Source organism: Pseudomonas sp. TH41 (genome assembly GCF_016650695.1).
In the GTDB taxonomy this organism is placed as follows: domain Bacteria; phylum Pseudomonadota; class Gammaproteobacteria; order Pseudomonadales; family Pseudomonadaceae; genus Aquipseudomonas.
Window position 1 is genome coordinate 2340013 of the sequence record NZ_JAEKFH010000003.1, and the last position, 15415, is coordinate 2355427.

The window sequence follows — 15415 nt, forward strand, 5'->3', positions numbered from 1 at the left end:
CGCCTCAAATCCTGGCCGAGTTCCACCGCGCCAACAACGCCGGCAACTCCGTCAAGCTGCGAATCTCGGCATCCGGTGCCTTCTGCGCTTCCCACATTTTGCCCGCCGGGTTAAACCAGATCGCCCGCAACCCTGCCTGCTGGGCGCCGGCAATGTCATCACCCGGATGATCGCCAATATGCACCGCTGTCTGGGCGGTAGCGCCACCCCGCTGCAACGCCTCATGAAACAGTCGCGCGTCCGGTTTGGCGATGCCGATGTCTTCAGCGCACAAGGCAAATCTGAAGTAATCCGCCAGGCCCAGCCGACGCACATCGGCATTGCCGTTGGTCACCACGCCGAGGGCATAGTGCTTGGCCAGAATCTCCAGCGTCGGCTCGACGTCAGGAAATACTTCGATCTGATGTCGCGCATGCAGGAACACTTCAAAGCTCTGATCGGCCAGGTCTGAAGCCTGGCGATGGTTATAGCCAGCCTCTTCCAGTGCATGGAACAGCACCCGTCGGCGCAAGGCACTGATGCGATGTTTGAGCCCCGGTTCACTGCTCAGGACCCGCTCACGAATGGTCCACAAATGTTCCACCGGGACCGAGCCAAGGTTCGGTGCATGCTCGGTCAGCCATTCGCGCAAAACGGCTTCGGCGCTGGCGATCACCGGGGCGGTGTCCCACAGGGTGTCGTCGAGGTCGAAGGTGATCAATTGGATGGTCATGAATCATCGCCCTTAATGCGTTTGGCCCGTGGATGGGCACTGTCGTAGACCGTCGCCAGGTGCTGGAAGTCCAGGTGGGTGTAGATCTGGGTGGTCTTGATGTCCGAGTGTCCGAGCAACTCCTGCACCGCCCGAAGGTCCTGGGAGGACTCCAGCAAGTGGCTGGCAAAGGAGTGTCGCAACATGTGTGGATGCAGATTTTGTCCCAGCTCGCGTTCGCCGGCAGCCTTGACCCGCACCTGAATCGCCCGAGGGCCCAGGCGCCGGCCTTGCTGGCTAACGAACACGGCGTCGTCCGCGGGGTGGGTCATGGCGCGTAGCGGTAACCACAACTCCAGTGCTTCGCGGGCCTTTTTACCCACGGGTAAAAGACGGGTCTTACTGCCTTTACCGAGCACTTGAACCATGCCGTCTGCCAGGTCCAGTTGATCGAGATTGAGCCCGGTCAGCTCCGACAACCGCAATCCGGAGGAATAGAACAGCTCGAGAATCGCCTGATCCCGACGCGCCAGAAAATCATCCTCCACCGCACCTTCAAGCAATTGCAGTGCGCGATCGGTGTCGAGGGTTTTCGGCAGGCGGCGTTCGCCCTTGGGCGGCGCCAGGCCGTTGGCCGGGTCGTGATCGCAGAGACCTTCGCGGTTCAGATAGTGATAAAGCCCACGCACCGCCGACAGTAGCCGCGCCAGGCTGCGGGACGATTGGCCCTGTGAATGCAGGCGCGCGATCAGGCTGCGCAGGCGCTGGATGTCTAGCGCGGCCCAGCTGTCGATGTTCTGTTTGACACACCAGCCCAGCACTTTGTCGAGGTCGTGGCGGTAGGCGTACAGCGTGTGAGGCGACACCTGCCGCTCACTGCGCAGGTGTTCGCAGTAAGCGTCCAGTTGTCGTTCCACGATCAGCGCACCGAGCGTAGGGAATTGTTGACCCGTGGCAAGACGCGGCCCATGACTTCGGCGATGTAGCTCAGGAACAGTGTGCCCACCGAACTCTTGTAGTGTTGCGGGTCGCGGCTGGCGATGGCCAGGACGCCGTGGATGCCCTGGTAGCTGATGGCGACGACGGCGGTGGAACCGATCTGCTTGCGCTGCTCTTCGCCGAACAGGAAGTCCAGCTCGTGCTCACGCAGGCTGCCGCTGACGCTTTTTTCTTCCGAGAGCAGGCCGCCAATGGCCGTTTGTGCGTCGGCATGCGTCACCCAGCGGCCTACTGGCATCGGGTTGTCGCCCAGCAGGATCAGGCTCACAAAGGGCACCTGAAAATCCTGGCGCAGGCTGTCTTCGACGCTGATCACCACGTCGTCCAGGCTGGTGGCATCCATCAGCGCGAGAATCAGGCGGCGGGTCTTGTCGAAGAGACGGTCGTTGTCGCGGGCCACGTCCATCAAGTGCGAGAGGCGATGACGCAACTCGATGTTGCGGTCGCGCAGGAGGGTCATCTGGCGCTCGACCAGCGAAATGGTGTCACCACGCTGGTGCGGAATACGCAGGGCCGGGAGCAGCTCTTCGTGCTCGACGAAAAAATCCGGATGCGCCTCCAGGTACGCGGCAATCGCCGCCGCCTCCGGGCTTTCGGACGGTGATTCGTCGGGCTGTCGGGCGGGTACCTGAGGCTTATCTGTCATGGATTTCGCTCACTCAAAGACGCACTTGTCCTTCGTATACGCGGACTGCCGGGCCGGTCATCATGACCGGTTGGCCAGGGCCTGCCCATTCAATGGACAGGCGCCCGCCGGGCAGGTCGATCAATAGCGGCGAATCCATCCACCCCTGGCTGATCGCGGCCACCGCGGCCGCACAGGCGCCGGTTCCGCAGGCCTGGGTTTCCCCGGCCCCGCGCTCCCAGACGCGCAACTGCGCGCGGTTCCGGTCGATGACCTGGAGAAAGCCGACATTGACCCGCGCCGGGAAGCGCGGGTGATGTTCGATTTTCGGCCCCAGTTCATGCACCGGTGCATTGTTGATGTCACTGACCCGTAGCACGGCATGAGGGTTACCCATGGACACGGCGGCCAGGTCAACCATGGCGCCGTCGACGTCGACCTGATAGCTCAACGCCTGCTCCGGCGCCTGGAAGGGGATATCGGCCGGCACCAGGCGCGGTGCACCCATATTGACACCGATCTGGCCGTCGCTGCGGATATCCAGTTCGATGATGCCGCTTTTGGTCTCGACGCGGATCTGCCGTTTTGCGGTCAGACGCTTGTCGAGTACGAAGCGGGCGAAGCAGCGCGCACCATTGCCGCACTGTTCCACTTCTGAGCCGTCGGCGTTGAAGATCCGATAGCGGAAGTCCACGTCCGGGTTGCTCGGCGCTTCGACGATCAGCAACTGGTCGAAACCGATGCCGGTGTGCCGATCGCCCCATTGCTTGGCGTGCTTGGGCAGAATGTGCGCGTGCTGGCTGACCAGGTCGAGGACCATGAAGTCATTACCCAGGCCGTGCATCTTGGTAAAACGCAGCAGCATGGTTTTACTCCGGCAGCAGGCTTTCGCCAGCAAACAACTCGGCTACCGTCTCACGGCGACGCACTTCAACTGCCTGATGACCGTCCACCAACACTTCGGCGGCGCGGCCGCGGGTGTTGTAGTTGGAACTCATGACAAACCCATAGGCGCCGGCCGAATGCACGGCCAGCAGGTCACCTTCTTCCAGGGCCAGCTGACGATCCTTGGCCAGGAAGTCGCCGGTTTCGCAGATCGGCCCGACGATGTCGTAAGCGCGAGCTGCGGTCGCGCGCGGGCGCACGGCGGTGACGTCCATCCAGGCTTGATACAGTGCCGGGCGGATCAGGTCGTTCATGGCGGCGTCGACGATGGCAAAGTCTTTGTGTTCGGTGTGCTTGAGGTACTCGACCTGAGTCAGCAACACGCCGGCGTTGGCGACGATGAAACGGCCTGGCTCGAACACCAGCGCCAGTTCACGACCGTCGAGACGCTCGCGTACGGCTTTGATGTAGTCGGCAGCCAATGGCGGCTCTTCATCGCGATAACGCACGCCCAAACCACCACCGAGATCGATGTGGCGCAGGTAAATGCCGCAATCGCCGAGGCGGTCGACCAGACCTAGCAGGCGGTCGAGGGCATCAATGAACGGTGGCAGCGTGGTCAGTTGCGAACCGATGTGGCAATCGACGCCGACCACTTCCAGGTTCGGTAGCTGCGCGGCACGGATGTACACGTCTTCGGCGTCGGCGATGGCGATGCCGAACTTGTTCTCTTTCAGGCCGGTGGAGATGTACGGGTGAGTGCCGGCATCGACGTCCGGGTTCACGCGCAGCGAGATCGGTGCGCGAACGCCTAGCTCGGCGGCGACGACTTGCAGGCGTTCGAGTTCGTCGGTGGATTCGACGTTGAAGCAATGCACGCCGACTTCCAGGGCGCGACGCATGTCGTCACGGGTCTTGCCGACCCCGGAGAACACGATCTTGTCGGCGCTGCCGCCAGCGGCCAAAACGCGTTCCAGCTCACCACGGGAGACGATGTCGAAACCGGCGCCAAGACGGGCCAGGACATTCAGTACACCCAGGTTGGAGTTGGCTTTGACTGCAAAGCAAACCAGGTGCGGCATGCCGGCCAGCGCATCGGCGTAAGCCAGGTACTGGGCTTCGATGTGGGCGCGGGAGTAGACGTAGGTCGGCGTGCCAAAACGTTCGGCAATGGCGGACAGGGCAACACCTTCCGCGAACAGCTCGCCGTCACGGTAGTTAAAAGCGTCCATGGCGTTCCCTTATTGGTAGACGTCGTGCTTGTGTGCTTTCGAAGGAGATTGCTGCGACGCCTTGGCCTGCTCGGCAGGATCCTGGCTGTCGTCGGGCAGGTACAGCGGGCCTTTTTGACCACAGGCCGACACTAGGCAGGCAACCGCGACGAGCGCAGCAAGGGAAGAGATCAGGCGCTTCATGGCGAAATCCTTGAAAATGCGTTAATTGCGCCGGAGTATACCGGCCACCCGGCAGCTTGCCTATGCGACGCGGCTCCCGTCCGGCGGGGCTTTGTGGCGAGGGGATTTATCCCCGTTCGGCTGCGCAGCAGTCGCAAGCATTCACGCTTAACCTTGAACTGCTGGGGCTGCTGCGCAACCCAACGGGGATAAATCCCCTCACCACAAAGGCCCGCTCCCACAGGTACAGCGTTTGATGTACCTAAATCGGTCCTTGATCGTTATCCTTTGCAATCACCGGGGCTCGCCCGTATCTTGCGGCGCTTGAGCGTGAGTAGACACTTTTTGAGGTTCCCGCAATGAGTTTGACTGAAGCCCGTTTTCACGATCTGGTCGATGCCACCCAGCAGACGCTGGAGGATATTTTTGACGAGAGTGACCTGGATATCGATCTGGAGAGCTCGGCCGGTGTGCTCACCGTCAAGTTCGAAAACGGCAGCCAGTTGATCTTCAGCCGTCAGGAGCCGCTGCGTCAGTTGTGGCTGGCGGCAGTGTCCGGCGGTTTCCACTTCGACTATGACGAAGAGAGCGAACGCTGGATGTGCGACAAGAGCGAAGAGCAACTGGGCGAAATGCTAGAGCGCATCGTCAAGCAGCAAGCCGGTGCTGATTTCGATTTCGAAGGCCTGTGAGACCGTGACTCAGCCTGTACCTGTTCGTCCGCCCAAGCCGCTCTACAGCAATGTCAGCCCGGCGGTGCCTTCGCCGTGCAGCGGCGTTTGTCGGCTGGATGAGCAAAAGGTTTGCCTGGGGTGTTTTCGCCATGTCGAAGACATCCGCGAATGGCGCTCGGCGGACGATGAGCGCCGCCGGGTCATCTGTGCCCAGGCCTCGAATCGCAAAGCCACCACCAATTCTGTGTAGGAGCTGCCGAAGGCTCGGGCCGCGTTCGGACGATCTTTTGATCTTTTGATCTTTTGATCTTCTGGCGGCGCGGCTCGTAAAGATCAAAAGATCGCAGCCTGCGGCAGCTCCTACAGGGATCGCGCACAGAAGATCGTGTAAAGGGGGCGTGTACAGGGATCGTGCAGACCGTCCGGTGCTGACTTGTATATTTATTGAGCTGTGATAGTGTCCGGAAACGCCTCAACCCATCGAGGCTCGTGAAAACCCCGCCTTTTTCTGGCGGGGTTTTGCTTTTTCTGTGCAGAAGAAAGGAGTCTGCCTCAATCATGACCGCACCTTCCATCACCCTTACTCGACTGGACGTTCAACGTCTGGAGCGCCTGATTGACAGCCTGGATGACACGTTGCCGGGCGTGATCGCGCTGCAAACCGAACTGGACCGCGCCGATACCCTGGTCAGTCACGAAGACGTGCCGGCCGATGTCGTGACCATGAATTCCCGTGTGCATTGCCGCGAAGAGAGCAGTGGCAAGGACTATCACCTGACGTTGGTTTACCCGAAGGACGCCAACGCCGACGAAGGCAAGATCTCCATTCTGGCACCGGTCGGCAGCGCGCTGCTCGGCCTCAAAGTGGGTCAGCACATCGACTGGCCCGCACCGGGCGGCAAAACCCTGAAGCTGACCCTGCTGGAAGTCGAATCGCAGCCGGCCAATGGCGGCGCTTTTCCGGAATAAAACGCCTCAGACCTGCTCGAGCGCCTCGTTCAATGCGCGCTCCAGGTCAGCTTTGTAGCGCAGGTATAAATTGCTTGAACTCGGCCCATCACCGAGCAAACCAGACAGGTCCAGGTCGGTGATGTAGCAGCGGTAGCGCTCAGTCTCGCGGCGCTGCTCGACGATTTCCCGGGCGACCACGCTGAACAGCTGGTCACCATGTTCCAACTCTGAAAATTCCCGCTGATTGCAATACAACGTGACCTGCACTTTACCCGGCTGGGCTTTGCCGACGATCGCCTGCACGTCGTAAAACGGTTTGTTGATCGGGGATTGCGGCGCCGGCCGGGCTTCGACCCGGCGCGCTCGACCCGGACCTGAAGGCAGCAGTTGGTAATACAGCGTTTCCAGGCTCAAAGGTTGTGCGGCGTCCATCGGCAGTAGGGCATCGCGCCGGTACTGGATCGATTGCAGGAAGCGTTGTAACGGCACCAACAGGCTTTGTTCGTCGTGGTAGGGCAGCCGCTGCTGCCACAAGGCGTTGAACTCATCGAGTACATACAGATCGGCGAGGCCTTCGTTGATCCGGTAGAACACCTGAATACAGTCCGTCCGGCCCATCGGCAGAATCAGCGCCAGGTCATGCTCTTCCAGCGCCTTTGGGTCCAGGTGCAGCGGGCTGTAGCTCACCCGTTCTGCGCCCAGGTAATCGAGTAGCGCAGGCAGCGTGGCGAGGGCAACGTGATTGACCTGCCCGGGCACCAGCTCCAGCACGTGATAGTGCTGCTGGACCTGAATCAGGTAGCGATGATTGAGTTTGCTCAGCAGCAGGTTTTGCGCGGTGTCGAGGATTTCCTCGACCCGCTGGGCGATGAACTGCGCACGGTTGTGGCAGAAGCAGCGCACACGCAATTTTGGCGGCTGCGCTGTGGCTGGCAGGTTGTTGAGGTAATCTCGCACGCAGTCGAGCAAGGCGTGGCGGCCATCGAAGCGGTTGACCAGCACCTCGTTCCAGCTATTGAGCGTGACCTGGTCCAGTGTCAGCACCAGATTTTCCCTGACGCCTGCGTAGCTCAGGGAGTCGGTGCGCTCGGTGGTCATCAGAATGTTCAGGTCGCGGTGGTGCTTGAGCGGATCAATGCCGACGTTAACCAGAATCAGCACTTCACTTGGCGCACTGGCGCGCAATAGCGGTTCTTCGGCTACGGTGGGCAGCGGCAGCGCGATGCTCTGTTGCAGGCTGCCGAGCAGGTTGAACAGCTCGAACTCGCTCAGGTCGCTGGTGCCCGGATGCAAGGCCAGTCGGGTGCTGCTGTCGATCACGCCGTTGCGGTGACACCAGGCCAACAACTCCAATAATTGGCGGCTGCGTTTGATCGGGGCGAAATGCTCCCACTCCTGGGCCGTCAGGCTGCCGTTGTACAAACCCCATTGGGCTTGCCCCGATTCTTTCTTGTTCGGCGCCTGCACCAGCGTCAGTGTGTCTTCGGCCAGGTCCGGGGCGATGCCCGGGTTGATGAACTCGACCTTGTTGGCCTTGCGCTCGAAGGCCGCGTACAGCCGCCGACCCAGGACGTTCAGGTCGCGTTTGTTGATCAAGCTGACGGTTTGTTCGCTGCGGGCGAACTGAGTCAGGAAGCGGTAGCTGTAATTCAGCTCGTTGACCAAGGCCCGCCGTTCAGCGCTGACCTGACGCACTTTCCACTGGCTGCGGCTGTCGAGCAAGGCCAGCTGACGCTGATCCCACTGCCACTCGTGGCTCAGGCGTTCAAGCAGCGAGCGTTGCCAACTTTGAGTGCGACTGCTGCTGCCGGTCAGCTTGCGATTGACCTTCAGGTACAGCGCCCGACGCACCAGTTCCAGACGTTCTGGCTCGCCACGGGCGGTGAGGTATTCCTCGATGCGCCGGTAGACCACGACGTAAGGGTCCAGCTCGTCGAGGTCGAGCTGATTGGCGAACACGGCTTGCTTGAAACGCAGGCTCAGGCAGTGAACCCTCGGGTGTTCGCTGGCGTAGACCTCGGTCAGCAGCAGCTTGAGCACCGATTTATAGGGGGACTCGATGCCCTTGAACAGTTGCCAGAGCCCGGCGCCGACGAATTCGCCAGGGGGGATATAGGCCAGGTGCCCCAGGTCCAGGGTTTCATCGGCGCGGATAAAGCGCTTGGAAATCAGCGTGTGGGTGTAGCGGTCGTAGCTTGCCTCTTCGTAGACCGGCACCAGCCACCAGATCGGGGTGCGCCCGGCCAGCCAGATCGCGGTGCGATAAAATTCGTCCAGCAGCAGGTAGTGCTGGGTGGTGCCGCAATCTTCTGAACTCAATTGTGTATCGCGTTCGCCGCGCACGAAACGGGTCGGATCGATCAGGAAGAAGTGTGCCTCGGCACCTTGGCTGGCAGCCCAGGTCTCGAGCAGCTGGCATTTTTTGCGCAGCTCGGCGAGATCGTTTTCGCTCAGGTCCGGACCGTGACAAACCCATACGTCCATGTCGCTCTGATCGGCCTGAGCCAGGGTGCCGAGGCTCCCCATCAGGAACAGGCCGTGAATGGGGCGCGGCGGATTGCTGCCATGACGTGGCTTGTAGGAAAACGAGCGAGTCAGGCGCTGAGCTTCGGCGAGGGTGTTGGCGTCGGGCTCGAAGTTCGACAGCCCGGCCGGTGTACTGCCCGAAACGTAGCCCGGCAGCAGTGGATGATTGACGTGGAAAAACAGCGGCAGCAGGGTCAATACCCCTTGCTGGCGGGACGACAGGCCTTCCATGGCGCGCGCCATCCGGCCCTCGTTGAGCGTCAGAAAACGTGCACGCAGTTGATTCAGAACCTTGCGGTCTATTCCCTCGGCCAGATCGGGGCGGATTTCATGGGTGCGGGTCATGTCAGCTCAAACCGGCTCGCAGGGCTCGGACGTGGAAGGTCACAGGGTGAGGGGCAGTTTAGCGCCTCGGCCCCGGGACTTTTAAGCTGATTTTGTTTTTCTGGCGTCAGATTTCTATCGCGGGGCGACACGGCAGATAACAGAGTGTGCCCGCGGAAATCCCGTGGCAGGGGTTTCCGTGGGCGAAACGATAATGCTCAGGCTGTTTCCTGGACGCTCAGAATGGTGAGAACGGTTTGCACATTTTGCGCGGCGTCACGGCCCAGGCTGGTCAGATAACCACCATCGGGCTGGTCGATCAGTTCTTTTTCGTACAGGCGTTTGGCAGCGGCAATGGCTTTCGGAGCAGCGGTCTGATGAATTTTCAAACCTTCCTGGGAACTGTCCAGGTTGAAGAGCGCGAGGATTTCCAGTTCGGCAACCAACTCAGGGGTAAGCGACATAAGGACTCCAGACTTTCTAGGAATTGGACGACAGCGCCCCTAAGGTGAGCTCACTTGTGCGGCATGTCCAGTGCTCGCGACAGGGTTTTTCGCCTCGGGCGACATTCCCCGGTAACGGAGTGTTGTAGGAGCGAGCTTGCTCGCGAAAATCGTTAACGATCATGCGGGGCATCTGATTTCCCGCAGCGACCTTGAGTTTTTCGCGAGCAAGCTCGCTCCTACAGGGGGGCGGGCTTACTTCTTTTCCGGTGGCAGCTCTGGCAGTGCACGCAGCGCGGTTTCATACCATTCGGTGTTGAACGCGCGGTCTTCTTCGAGGATTGCGTCGATTTCTACCGCCAAAACGTGGGCCATCAGGTTGAGGATTTCTTCCCGTTCGTAGCCCACCAGCGTCAACTTGTTGAACGTCGCCTTGGCGGCTGGCGGGTTGTCGCTTTCAATCTGGTTTTCGATGGCTTCGATCAGGGTGTTTTCGGTAAATTCTTCTTCGTCGCTATCGATGTCGGTTGGCTCGCTCATGGCAGGCTCCTAAAGTTAAGGCAGCCAGTTTACCTGCATTCAGCACTGTGATGCTGCTGGCAAGAATCGCCTTTGCGTTCTATAAAACAGGACTGCCAACCCCGCACGGCCTGGAGGCTTTATGATGCTCAAGCTTTATGGATTTCCCGTCAGTAACTACTACAACATGGTGAAACTGGCGTTGCTCGAGAAGGACCTGCCCTTCGAAGAGGTGCCGTTTTACGCGGGAACAAGCCCGGAAGCGCTGGCCATCAGCCCGCGCGGAAAGATCCCGGTGCTACGTGCCGAGCAAGGTTTCATCAATGAAACCGCTGTGATACTCGAGTACATCGAGCAGAGCCAGAAAGGCACGCCGCTGCTGCCGAGCGATCCATTTGAACGGGCGCAAGTCCTGGCGTTGGCCAAGGAAATCGAGCTGTACATCGAACTGCCCGCGCGAGCCTGTTACGGCGAAGCGTTTTTCGGCACGCCGGTGCCGGACGCGATCAAGGACAAGACCAAGGCTGAGTTGCTGCTGGGGTTCGCCTCGCTGGGCCGGCATGGCCAATTCGCCCCTTACGTAGCGGGTGATAGCCTGAGCGTGGCGGATTTGTATTTCCTGTACAGCGTGCCGTTGGCGAGTGCCGTGGCGCAGAAACTGTTTGGCCTGGATCTGTTGGCGGAGATTCCTGCGGCCAAGGCGCTGCTGGAGCGTTTGGAGAAGAACCCGAACGTGCAGCGGATTGCGGCGGACAAGGAAGCGGCGATGCCAGCCTTTATGGCGATGGTTGCGTCCAAGAGGTAGGTTTGTAGCGTCCTTTAGGCCGCTTTCGCGAGCAAGCCCGCTCCCACATTAGAGGGGTGGTGAACACAAATTCTGTGAACACCGGAGATCCAATGTGGGAGCGGGCTTGCTCGCGAAGCTTTTGACAATTTAGCGGCTGGCGAGCAGTGCCTGGCCGCGAGCCACAGCCTTCTTGACCTGCGCCGGCGCAGTGCCGCCGATATGGTCACGGGCATTTACCGAGCCTTCCAGCGTCAGTACGGCAAATACGTCCTGATCAATCTGGTCGCTGAACTTGCGCAGCTCCTCCAGGCTCATTTCCGCCAGGTCCTTGCCGCTTTCCACGCCGTACTTCACGGCATGGCCAACGATTTCGTGGCAGTCACGGAACGGCAGGCCACGGCGTACCAGGTAGTCGGCCAGGTCGGTGGCGGTGGAGAAGCCGCGCAGTGCCGCTTCACGCATTATTGCGTGCTTGGGTTTGATCGCCGGGATCATGTCGGCAAAGGCCCGCAGCGAGTCGCGCAAGGTGTCGGCGGCATCGAACAGCGGTTCTTTATCTTCCTGGTTGTCCTTGTTGTAGGCCAAAGGCTGGCCTTTCATCAGGGTTAGCAGGCCCATCAGTGCACCGAACACGCGGCCGGTCTTGCCGCGAACCAGTTCTGGCACGTCCGGGTTTTTCTTTTGCGGCATGATCGAGCTGCCGGTGCAGAAACGGTCCGGCAGATCGATGAACTGGAACTGCGCGCTGGTCCACAGCACCAGCTCTTCGGAGAAGCGCGACAAGTGCATCATCGCGATGCTCGCGGCCGAGCAGAATTCGATGGCGAAGTCGCGATCGGAGACGTTGTCCAGCGAGTTGCCGCCGACGGCGTCGAAGCCCAACAGTTGGGCGGTGTATTCACGGTCGATCGGGTAAGTGGTGCCGGCCAGCGCGGCGCTGCCCAGCGGCATGCGGTTGGTGCGCTTGCGGCAATCCACCAGACGCTCGTAGTCGCGGCTGAGCATTTCGAACCAGGCCAACATGTGGTGGCCGAAGGTCACCGGCTGCGCGGTTTGCAGGTGAGTGAAGCCCGGCATGATGCTCCCGGCTTCGCGTTCGGCCTGTTCCAGCAAGCCTTTTTGCAGGCGGGTAATTTCGCCCAGAATCAGGTCGATCTCGTCACGCAGCCACAAACGAATGTCGGTGGCGACCTGGTCGTTACGGCTGCGGCCGGTGTGCAACTTTTTACCGGTCACGCCGATGCGGTCGGTCAGACGCGCCTCGATGTTCATGTGCACGTCTTCAAGGTCGATGCGCCAGTCGAACTGGCCGGCCTCGATTTCACCCTGGATGGTTTTCAGGCCGTCGGTGATGCTGTCGCGCTCGGCATCGGTCAGCACGCCGACCTTGGCCAGCATGGTGGCGTGGGCGATCGAGCCCATGATGTCGTGGCGATACAGGCGCTGGTCGAAAGTGACGGAGGCGGTGAAGCGGGCGACGAAGGCGTCGACGGGTTCACTGAAGCGGCCGCCCCAGGACTGATTGGTCTTGTCAGTGCTCATGAATTCGCTCGTATCGGCTGAAGAAAGATGGCGTAGAAAGCTGCCGCGGATAATAACAGGGTTGCCAATCCTGTCGCTGACACTGGTCGGTACGTTTTTTTCTCATGGCCCGGCCCATACTCGGGGGTGTGCACGGGGCAATTGCGCAACGATATTTTTCAAATGAGCAATATCGTCTCGGCAACCGTCTACAGTTGGACAGTAGGATCAGTGCACTTCTAGATGCTGCAACTGACTATAAGAAGAGGGGATGTTCATATTGTGTATCAACAAACCCTGTGGCGATGCCTCGCCAATGTTGGCCTGGGTCGCCAATCGCCAGGCAGATGAAAATTTAGCCGTCGGTCGGGCGGCACTTTTTGGCCTTCGCGCTAGTCTTAGCGTGGATCGCGGTGACGGACGTCACTTCACCTGTCTACGCTATCCTTGTGCGAGACTCACGCAGGAATCCAGCGCAATATGAATGTCCTGATCGTTGATGACGAACCCCTGGCCCGCGAGCGCCTGAGCCGAATGGTCGGCGAACTCGAGGGATACAGTGTCCTGGAGCCCAGCGCCACGAACGGCGAAGAAGCGTTGGCACTGATCGACAGTCACAAACCGGATATCGTGCTGCTCGATATCCGCATGCCGGGCCTTGATGGCCTGCAAGTGGCTGCACGGTTGTGCGAACGCGAAACCCCGCCCGCCGTTGTGTTTTGCACAGGGCCCGATGAATTTGCCGTGGAAGCCTTACAGGCAAGCGCCGTAGGCTATCTGGTGAAACCTGTGCGTACTGAACATTTACATGAAGCGTTAAAGAAAGCCGAGCGGCCCAATCGCGTCCAGCTCGCCGCCCTGACCCGTCCCGCCGCCGAAAGTGGCAGCGGCCCGCGCAGCCACATCAGCGCCCGAACCCGTAAAGGTATTGAACTGATCCCGCTGGATCAGGTGGTGTACTTCATTGCGGACCACAAATACGTCACCTTGCGTCACGAAAGCGGCGAAGTGCTGCTGGATGAACCGCTCAAGGCGCTTGAAGACGAGTTTGGCGACCGTTTCGTGCGTATCCACCGCAATGCACTGGTCGCACGAGAGCGCATCGAACGCCTGCAACGCACACCGCTGGGGCATTTTCAGCTGTTCCTGAAGGGCCTGAACGGTGACGCCCTGATCGTCAGTCGACGCCATGTGGCTGGCGTGCGCAAGATGATGCAACAGCTTTAATTCGCTGTTCGCAGGCAAATTTCGCACCCGCTTGCCGGACATCCGAGGCCAGGGAGGCCAAGCAGTTTCTGATACAAGTCAAAGAGGATTTGGCTGAGCTGTTATTATCCGCCGTATCTATTCAAGTACGGATTGATCCATGTCCTCTCGCGAAATCCGCATCGCCACCCGCAAAAGTGCTCTCGCCCTGTGGCAGGCCGAATATGTCAAAGCCCGTCTTGAGGAGGCCCATCCAGGTCTGCTCGTGACGTTGGTGCCCATGGTCAGTCGCGGCGACAAGCTGCTGGACTCGCCACTGTCGAAAATCGGTGGCAAGGGCTTGTTCGTCAAGGAACTGGAAACCGCGCTGCTGGAAAACGAAGCCGACATCGCCGTGCACTCGATGAAAGACGTGCCGATGGATTTCCCCGAAGGCCTCGGTCTGTTCTGCATCTGCGAGCGCGAAGACCCGCGCGATGCCTTTGTCTCCAATACCTACGCCAGCCTGGAGGCGTTGCCGCCAGGCAGCATCGTCGGGACGTCCAGCCTGCGCCGTCAGGCCCAGCTGTTGACCCGTCGCCCGGACCTGAAAATCCGCTTCCTGCGTGGCAACGTCAATACCCGGCTGGCCAAGCTCGATGCCGGCGAATACGACGCCATCATCCTCGCCGCCGCTGGCCTGATTCGTCTGGGCTTTGAAGATCGCATCACCTCGGCCATCAGCGTCGACGACAGTCTGCCGGCGGGCGGCCAAGGCGCGGTCGGTATCGAATGCCGCAGCGTTGACAGTGAAATCCACGCGCTGCTGGCGCCGCTGCACCACCAGGACACCGCCACTCGCGTGACGGCTGAACGCGCGCTCAACAAACACCTGAATGGCGGCTGCCAAGTGCCAATCGCCTGCTACGCCGTGCTTGAAGGCGAGCAGATCTGGTTGCGTGGCCTGGTGGGTGATCCGAGCGGCGGCTTGCTGCTCAGTGCCGAGGCCCGTGCACCGCGCAGCGACGCTGAAGCCTTGGGTGTGCGAGTGGCCGAGGACCTTCTGCGCCAAGGTGCCAACGACATTCTAAAAGCAGTCTACGGCGAGGCAGGTCACGAGTGACTGGCTGGCGCCTGCTGCTGACGCGTCCCGCAGATGAGTCGGCGGCCCTGGCCGGTGTGTTGGCGCAGACGGGGATTTTCAGCAGCAGTTTGCCGCTTTTGGAGATAGAGCCGATCCCGGTCTCTGACACAATGCGCAGGGTGATGCAGGATCTGGATGCCTACTGCGCAGTGATCGTGGTCAGCAAGCCGGCGGCCAGAATCGGCATTGATCTGGTCAGCCGGTTTTGGTCACTGCCACCGGCTCTGAAATGGTTCAGCGTGGGCGCGGCAACCGCACAGATCCTCGAAGATCACGGACTGGATGTGAGCTTCCCTGCGGAGGGCGATGACAGCGAAGCCTTGCTTGACCTTCCTCAGCTGCACGAGGCGATCGCACGGTCCGCCCCACGCGTACTGATCATGCGTGGAGAGGGTGGACGCGAGTTACTCGCTGAGCGTTTGCGCGAGCGAGGTGCTAGTGTCGAGTATCTGGAGTTGTACCGTCGTGACCTGCCGCAGTACCCGCCGGCGGCACTCCCTGACCTGATCAAGGCGGAACGCTTGAACGGGCTGGTGGTCAGCAGTGGACAGGGTTTTGAGCACCTGCATCAATTGGCCGGCGATGCCTGGCCGCAGTTGGCGCAGTTGCCGTTGTTTGTTCCAAGCCCGAGGGTCGCCGAGCTGGCATGTGTCGCCGGGGCCCAAACAGTTGTGGATTGTCGCGGCGCCAGTGCCGCGGCTTTGCTGACGGCGTTACGGGAGCATCCCGAACCCGTTCTCTAATGCA

Annotated in this window: 17 protein-coding genes and 1 pseudogene; 8 read left to right on the plus strand and 10 right to left on the minus strand. The window is 60.5% G+C overall.

Going from position 1 to position 15415, the window contains the following annotated elements; translation table 11 throughout:
* Nucleotides 1–4: 4 nt before the first annotated feature.
* Genes JFU37_RS13305 through lptM form a run of 6 tightly spaced genes read right to left on the minus strand, consistent with a single transcriptional unit; the run spans nucleotide 5 to nucleotide 4615 of the window.
* Nucleotides 5–712 (minus strand): HAD family hydrolase, encoded by a 708-nt coding sequence (locus JFU37_RS13305; protein WP_201115713.1) that lies wholly within the window; start codon nucleotides 710–712, stop codon nucleotides 5–7.
* A complete protein-coding gene (xerC, locus tag JFU37_RS13310) occupies nucleotides 709–1608 on the minus strand; it encodes a tyrosine recombinase XerC (protein ID WP_201115714.1) in 900 nt (299 codons plus the stop codon). The genes JFU37_RS13305 and xerC overlap by 4 nt, the downstream gene beginning before the upstream one ends.
* A 2-nt stretch (nucleotides 1609–1610) precedes the next feature.
* Nucleotides 1611–2336 carry a DUF484 family protein gene (locus JFU37_RS13315; protein WP_201115715.1) on the minus strand — a complete coding sequence of 242 codons (726 nt, stop codon included), beginning with the start codon at nucleotides 2334–2336 and terminating at the stop codon, nucleotides 1611–1613.
* Between the two features lie 13 nt (nucleotides 2337–2349).
* The gene (gene dapF / locus JFU37_RS13320) at nucleotides 2350–3180 is read right to left on the minus strand and encodes a diaminopimelate epimerase (protein ID WP_201115716.1); all 831 of its coding nucleotides are present in this window, start codon (nucleotides 3178–3180) and stop codon (nucleotides 2350–2352) included.
* A gap of 4 nt (nucleotides 3181–3184) precedes the next feature.
* On the minus strand, nucleotides 3185–4432 hold the full coding sequence (gene lysA, locus JFU37_RS13325; protein ID WP_201115717.1) for a diaminopimelate decarboxylase: 1248 nt from the start codon (nucleotides 4430–4432) through the stop codon (nucleotides 3185–3187).
* 9 nt (nucleotides 4433–4441) lie between these two features.
* On the minus strand, nucleotides 4442–4615 hold the full coding sequence (lptM, locus tag JFU37_RS13330) for an LPS translocon maturation chaperone LptM (protein ID WP_201115718.1): 174 nt from the start codon (nucleotides 4613–4615) through the stop codon (nucleotides 4442–4444).
* Nucleotides 4616–4953: 338 nt separating this feature from the next.
* On the opposite strand from lptM, the gene cyaY reads away from it, so the two are divergent.
* From cyaY to rnk, 3 genes are all read left to right on the plus strand, one after another.
* On the plus strand, nucleotides 4954–5286 hold the full coding sequence (gene cyaY / locus JFU37_RS13335) for an iron donor protein CyaY (RefSeq protein WP_059403923.1): 333 nt from the start codon (nucleotides 4954–4956) through the stop codon (nucleotides 5284–5286).
* Between the two features lie 4 nt (nucleotides 5287–5290).
* Nucleotides 5291–5518 (plus strand): DUF1289 domain-containing protein, encoded by a 228-nt coding sequence (locus JFU37_RS13340; protein WP_201115719.1) that lies wholly within the window; start codon nucleotides 5291–5293, stop codon nucleotides 5516–5518.
* A gap of 308 nt (nucleotides 5519–5826) precedes the next feature.
* The gene (gene rnk / locus JFU37_RS13345; protein WP_201115720.1) at nucleotides 5827–6237 is read left to right on the plus strand and encodes a nucleoside diphosphate kinase regulator; all 411 of its coding nucleotides are present in this window, start codon (nucleotides 5827–5829) and stop codon (nucleotides 6235–6237) included.
* Between the two features lie 6 nt (nucleotides 6238–6243).
* Here the strand turns inward: rnk and JFU37_RS13350 are convergent, their stop codons facing one another.
* From JFU37_RS13350 to JFU37_RS13360, 3 genes are all read right to left on the minus strand, one after another.
* A complete protein-coding gene (locus JFU37_RS13350; RefSeq protein WP_201115721.1) occupies nucleotides 6244–9090 on the minus strand; it encodes a class I adenylate cyclase in 2847 nt (948 codons plus the stop codon).
* 197 nt (nucleotides 9091–9287) lie between these two features.
* Nucleotides 9288–9533 carry a TIGR02647 family protein gene (locus JFU37_RS13355; RefSeq protein WP_201115722.1) on the minus strand — a complete coding sequence of 82 codons (246 nt, stop codon included), beginning with the start codon at nucleotides 9531–9533 and terminating at the stop codon, nucleotides 9288–9290.
* Between the two features lie 234 nt (nucleotides 9534–9767).
* The gene (locus JFU37_RS13360) at nucleotides 9768–10052 is read right to left on the minus strand and encodes a hypothetical protein (RefSeq protein WP_123403861.1); all 285 of its coding nucleotides are present in this window, start codon (nucleotides 10050–10052) and stop codon (nucleotides 9768–9770) included.
* A 124-nt stretch (nucleotides 10053–10176) separates the two neighbouring features.
* Between JFU37_RS13360 and JFU37_RS13365 the strand changes: the two genes are divergently transcribed.
* Nucleotides 10177–10836, plus strand: coding sequence for a glutathione S-transferase family protein (locus tag JFU37_RS13365; RefSeq protein ID WP_201116491.1), 660 nt, complete (start codon nucleotides 10177–10179; stop codon nucleotides 10834–10836).
* Nucleotides 10837–10965: 129 nt separating this feature from the next.
* On the opposite strand, the gene argH is transcribed toward JFU37_RS13365, so the two are convergent.
* Nucleotides 10966–12360 carry an argininosuccinate lyase gene (gene argH, locus JFU37_RS13370; RefSeq protein ID WP_201115723.1) on the minus strand — a complete coding sequence of 465 codons (1395 nt, stop codon included), beginning with the start codon at nucleotides 12358–12360 and terminating at the stop codon, nucleotides 10966–10968.
* A gap of 349 nt (nucleotides 12361–12709) precedes the next feature.
* On the opposite strand from argH, the pseudogene JFU37_RS31285 reads away from it, so the two are divergent.
* From JFU37_RS31285 to JFU37_RS13385, 4 genes and pseudogenes are all read left to right on the plus strand, one after another.
* Nucleotides 12710–12823 (plus strand): annotated as a pseudogene (locus JFU37_RS31285) (sensor histidine kinase); the annotation flags it as partial.
* Entirely contained in the window at nucleotides 12820–13566 is a 747-nt protein-coding gene (locus JFU37_RS13375) for a LytR/AlgR family response regulator transcription factor (protein WP_201115724.1), read from the plus strand. The pseudogene JFU37_RS31285 and the gene JFU37_RS13375, both read left to right, overlap by 4 nt.
* Nucleotides 13567–13705: 139 nt before the next feature.
* A complete protein-coding gene (gene hemC / locus JFU37_RS13380; protein WP_201115725.1) occupies nucleotides 13706–14647 on the plus strand; it encodes a hydroxymethylbilane synthase in 942 nt (313 codons plus the stop codon).
* Complete coding sequence (locus JFU37_RS13385; protein WP_201115726.1) at nucleotides 14644–15411, plus strand: uroporphyrinogen-III synthase; 768 nt, start codon at nucleotides 14644–14646, stop codon at nucleotides 15409–15411. Before hemC ends, JFU37_RS13385 begins: the two co-directional genes overlap by 4 nt.
* Nucleotides 15412–15415: the final 4 nt, after the last annotated feature.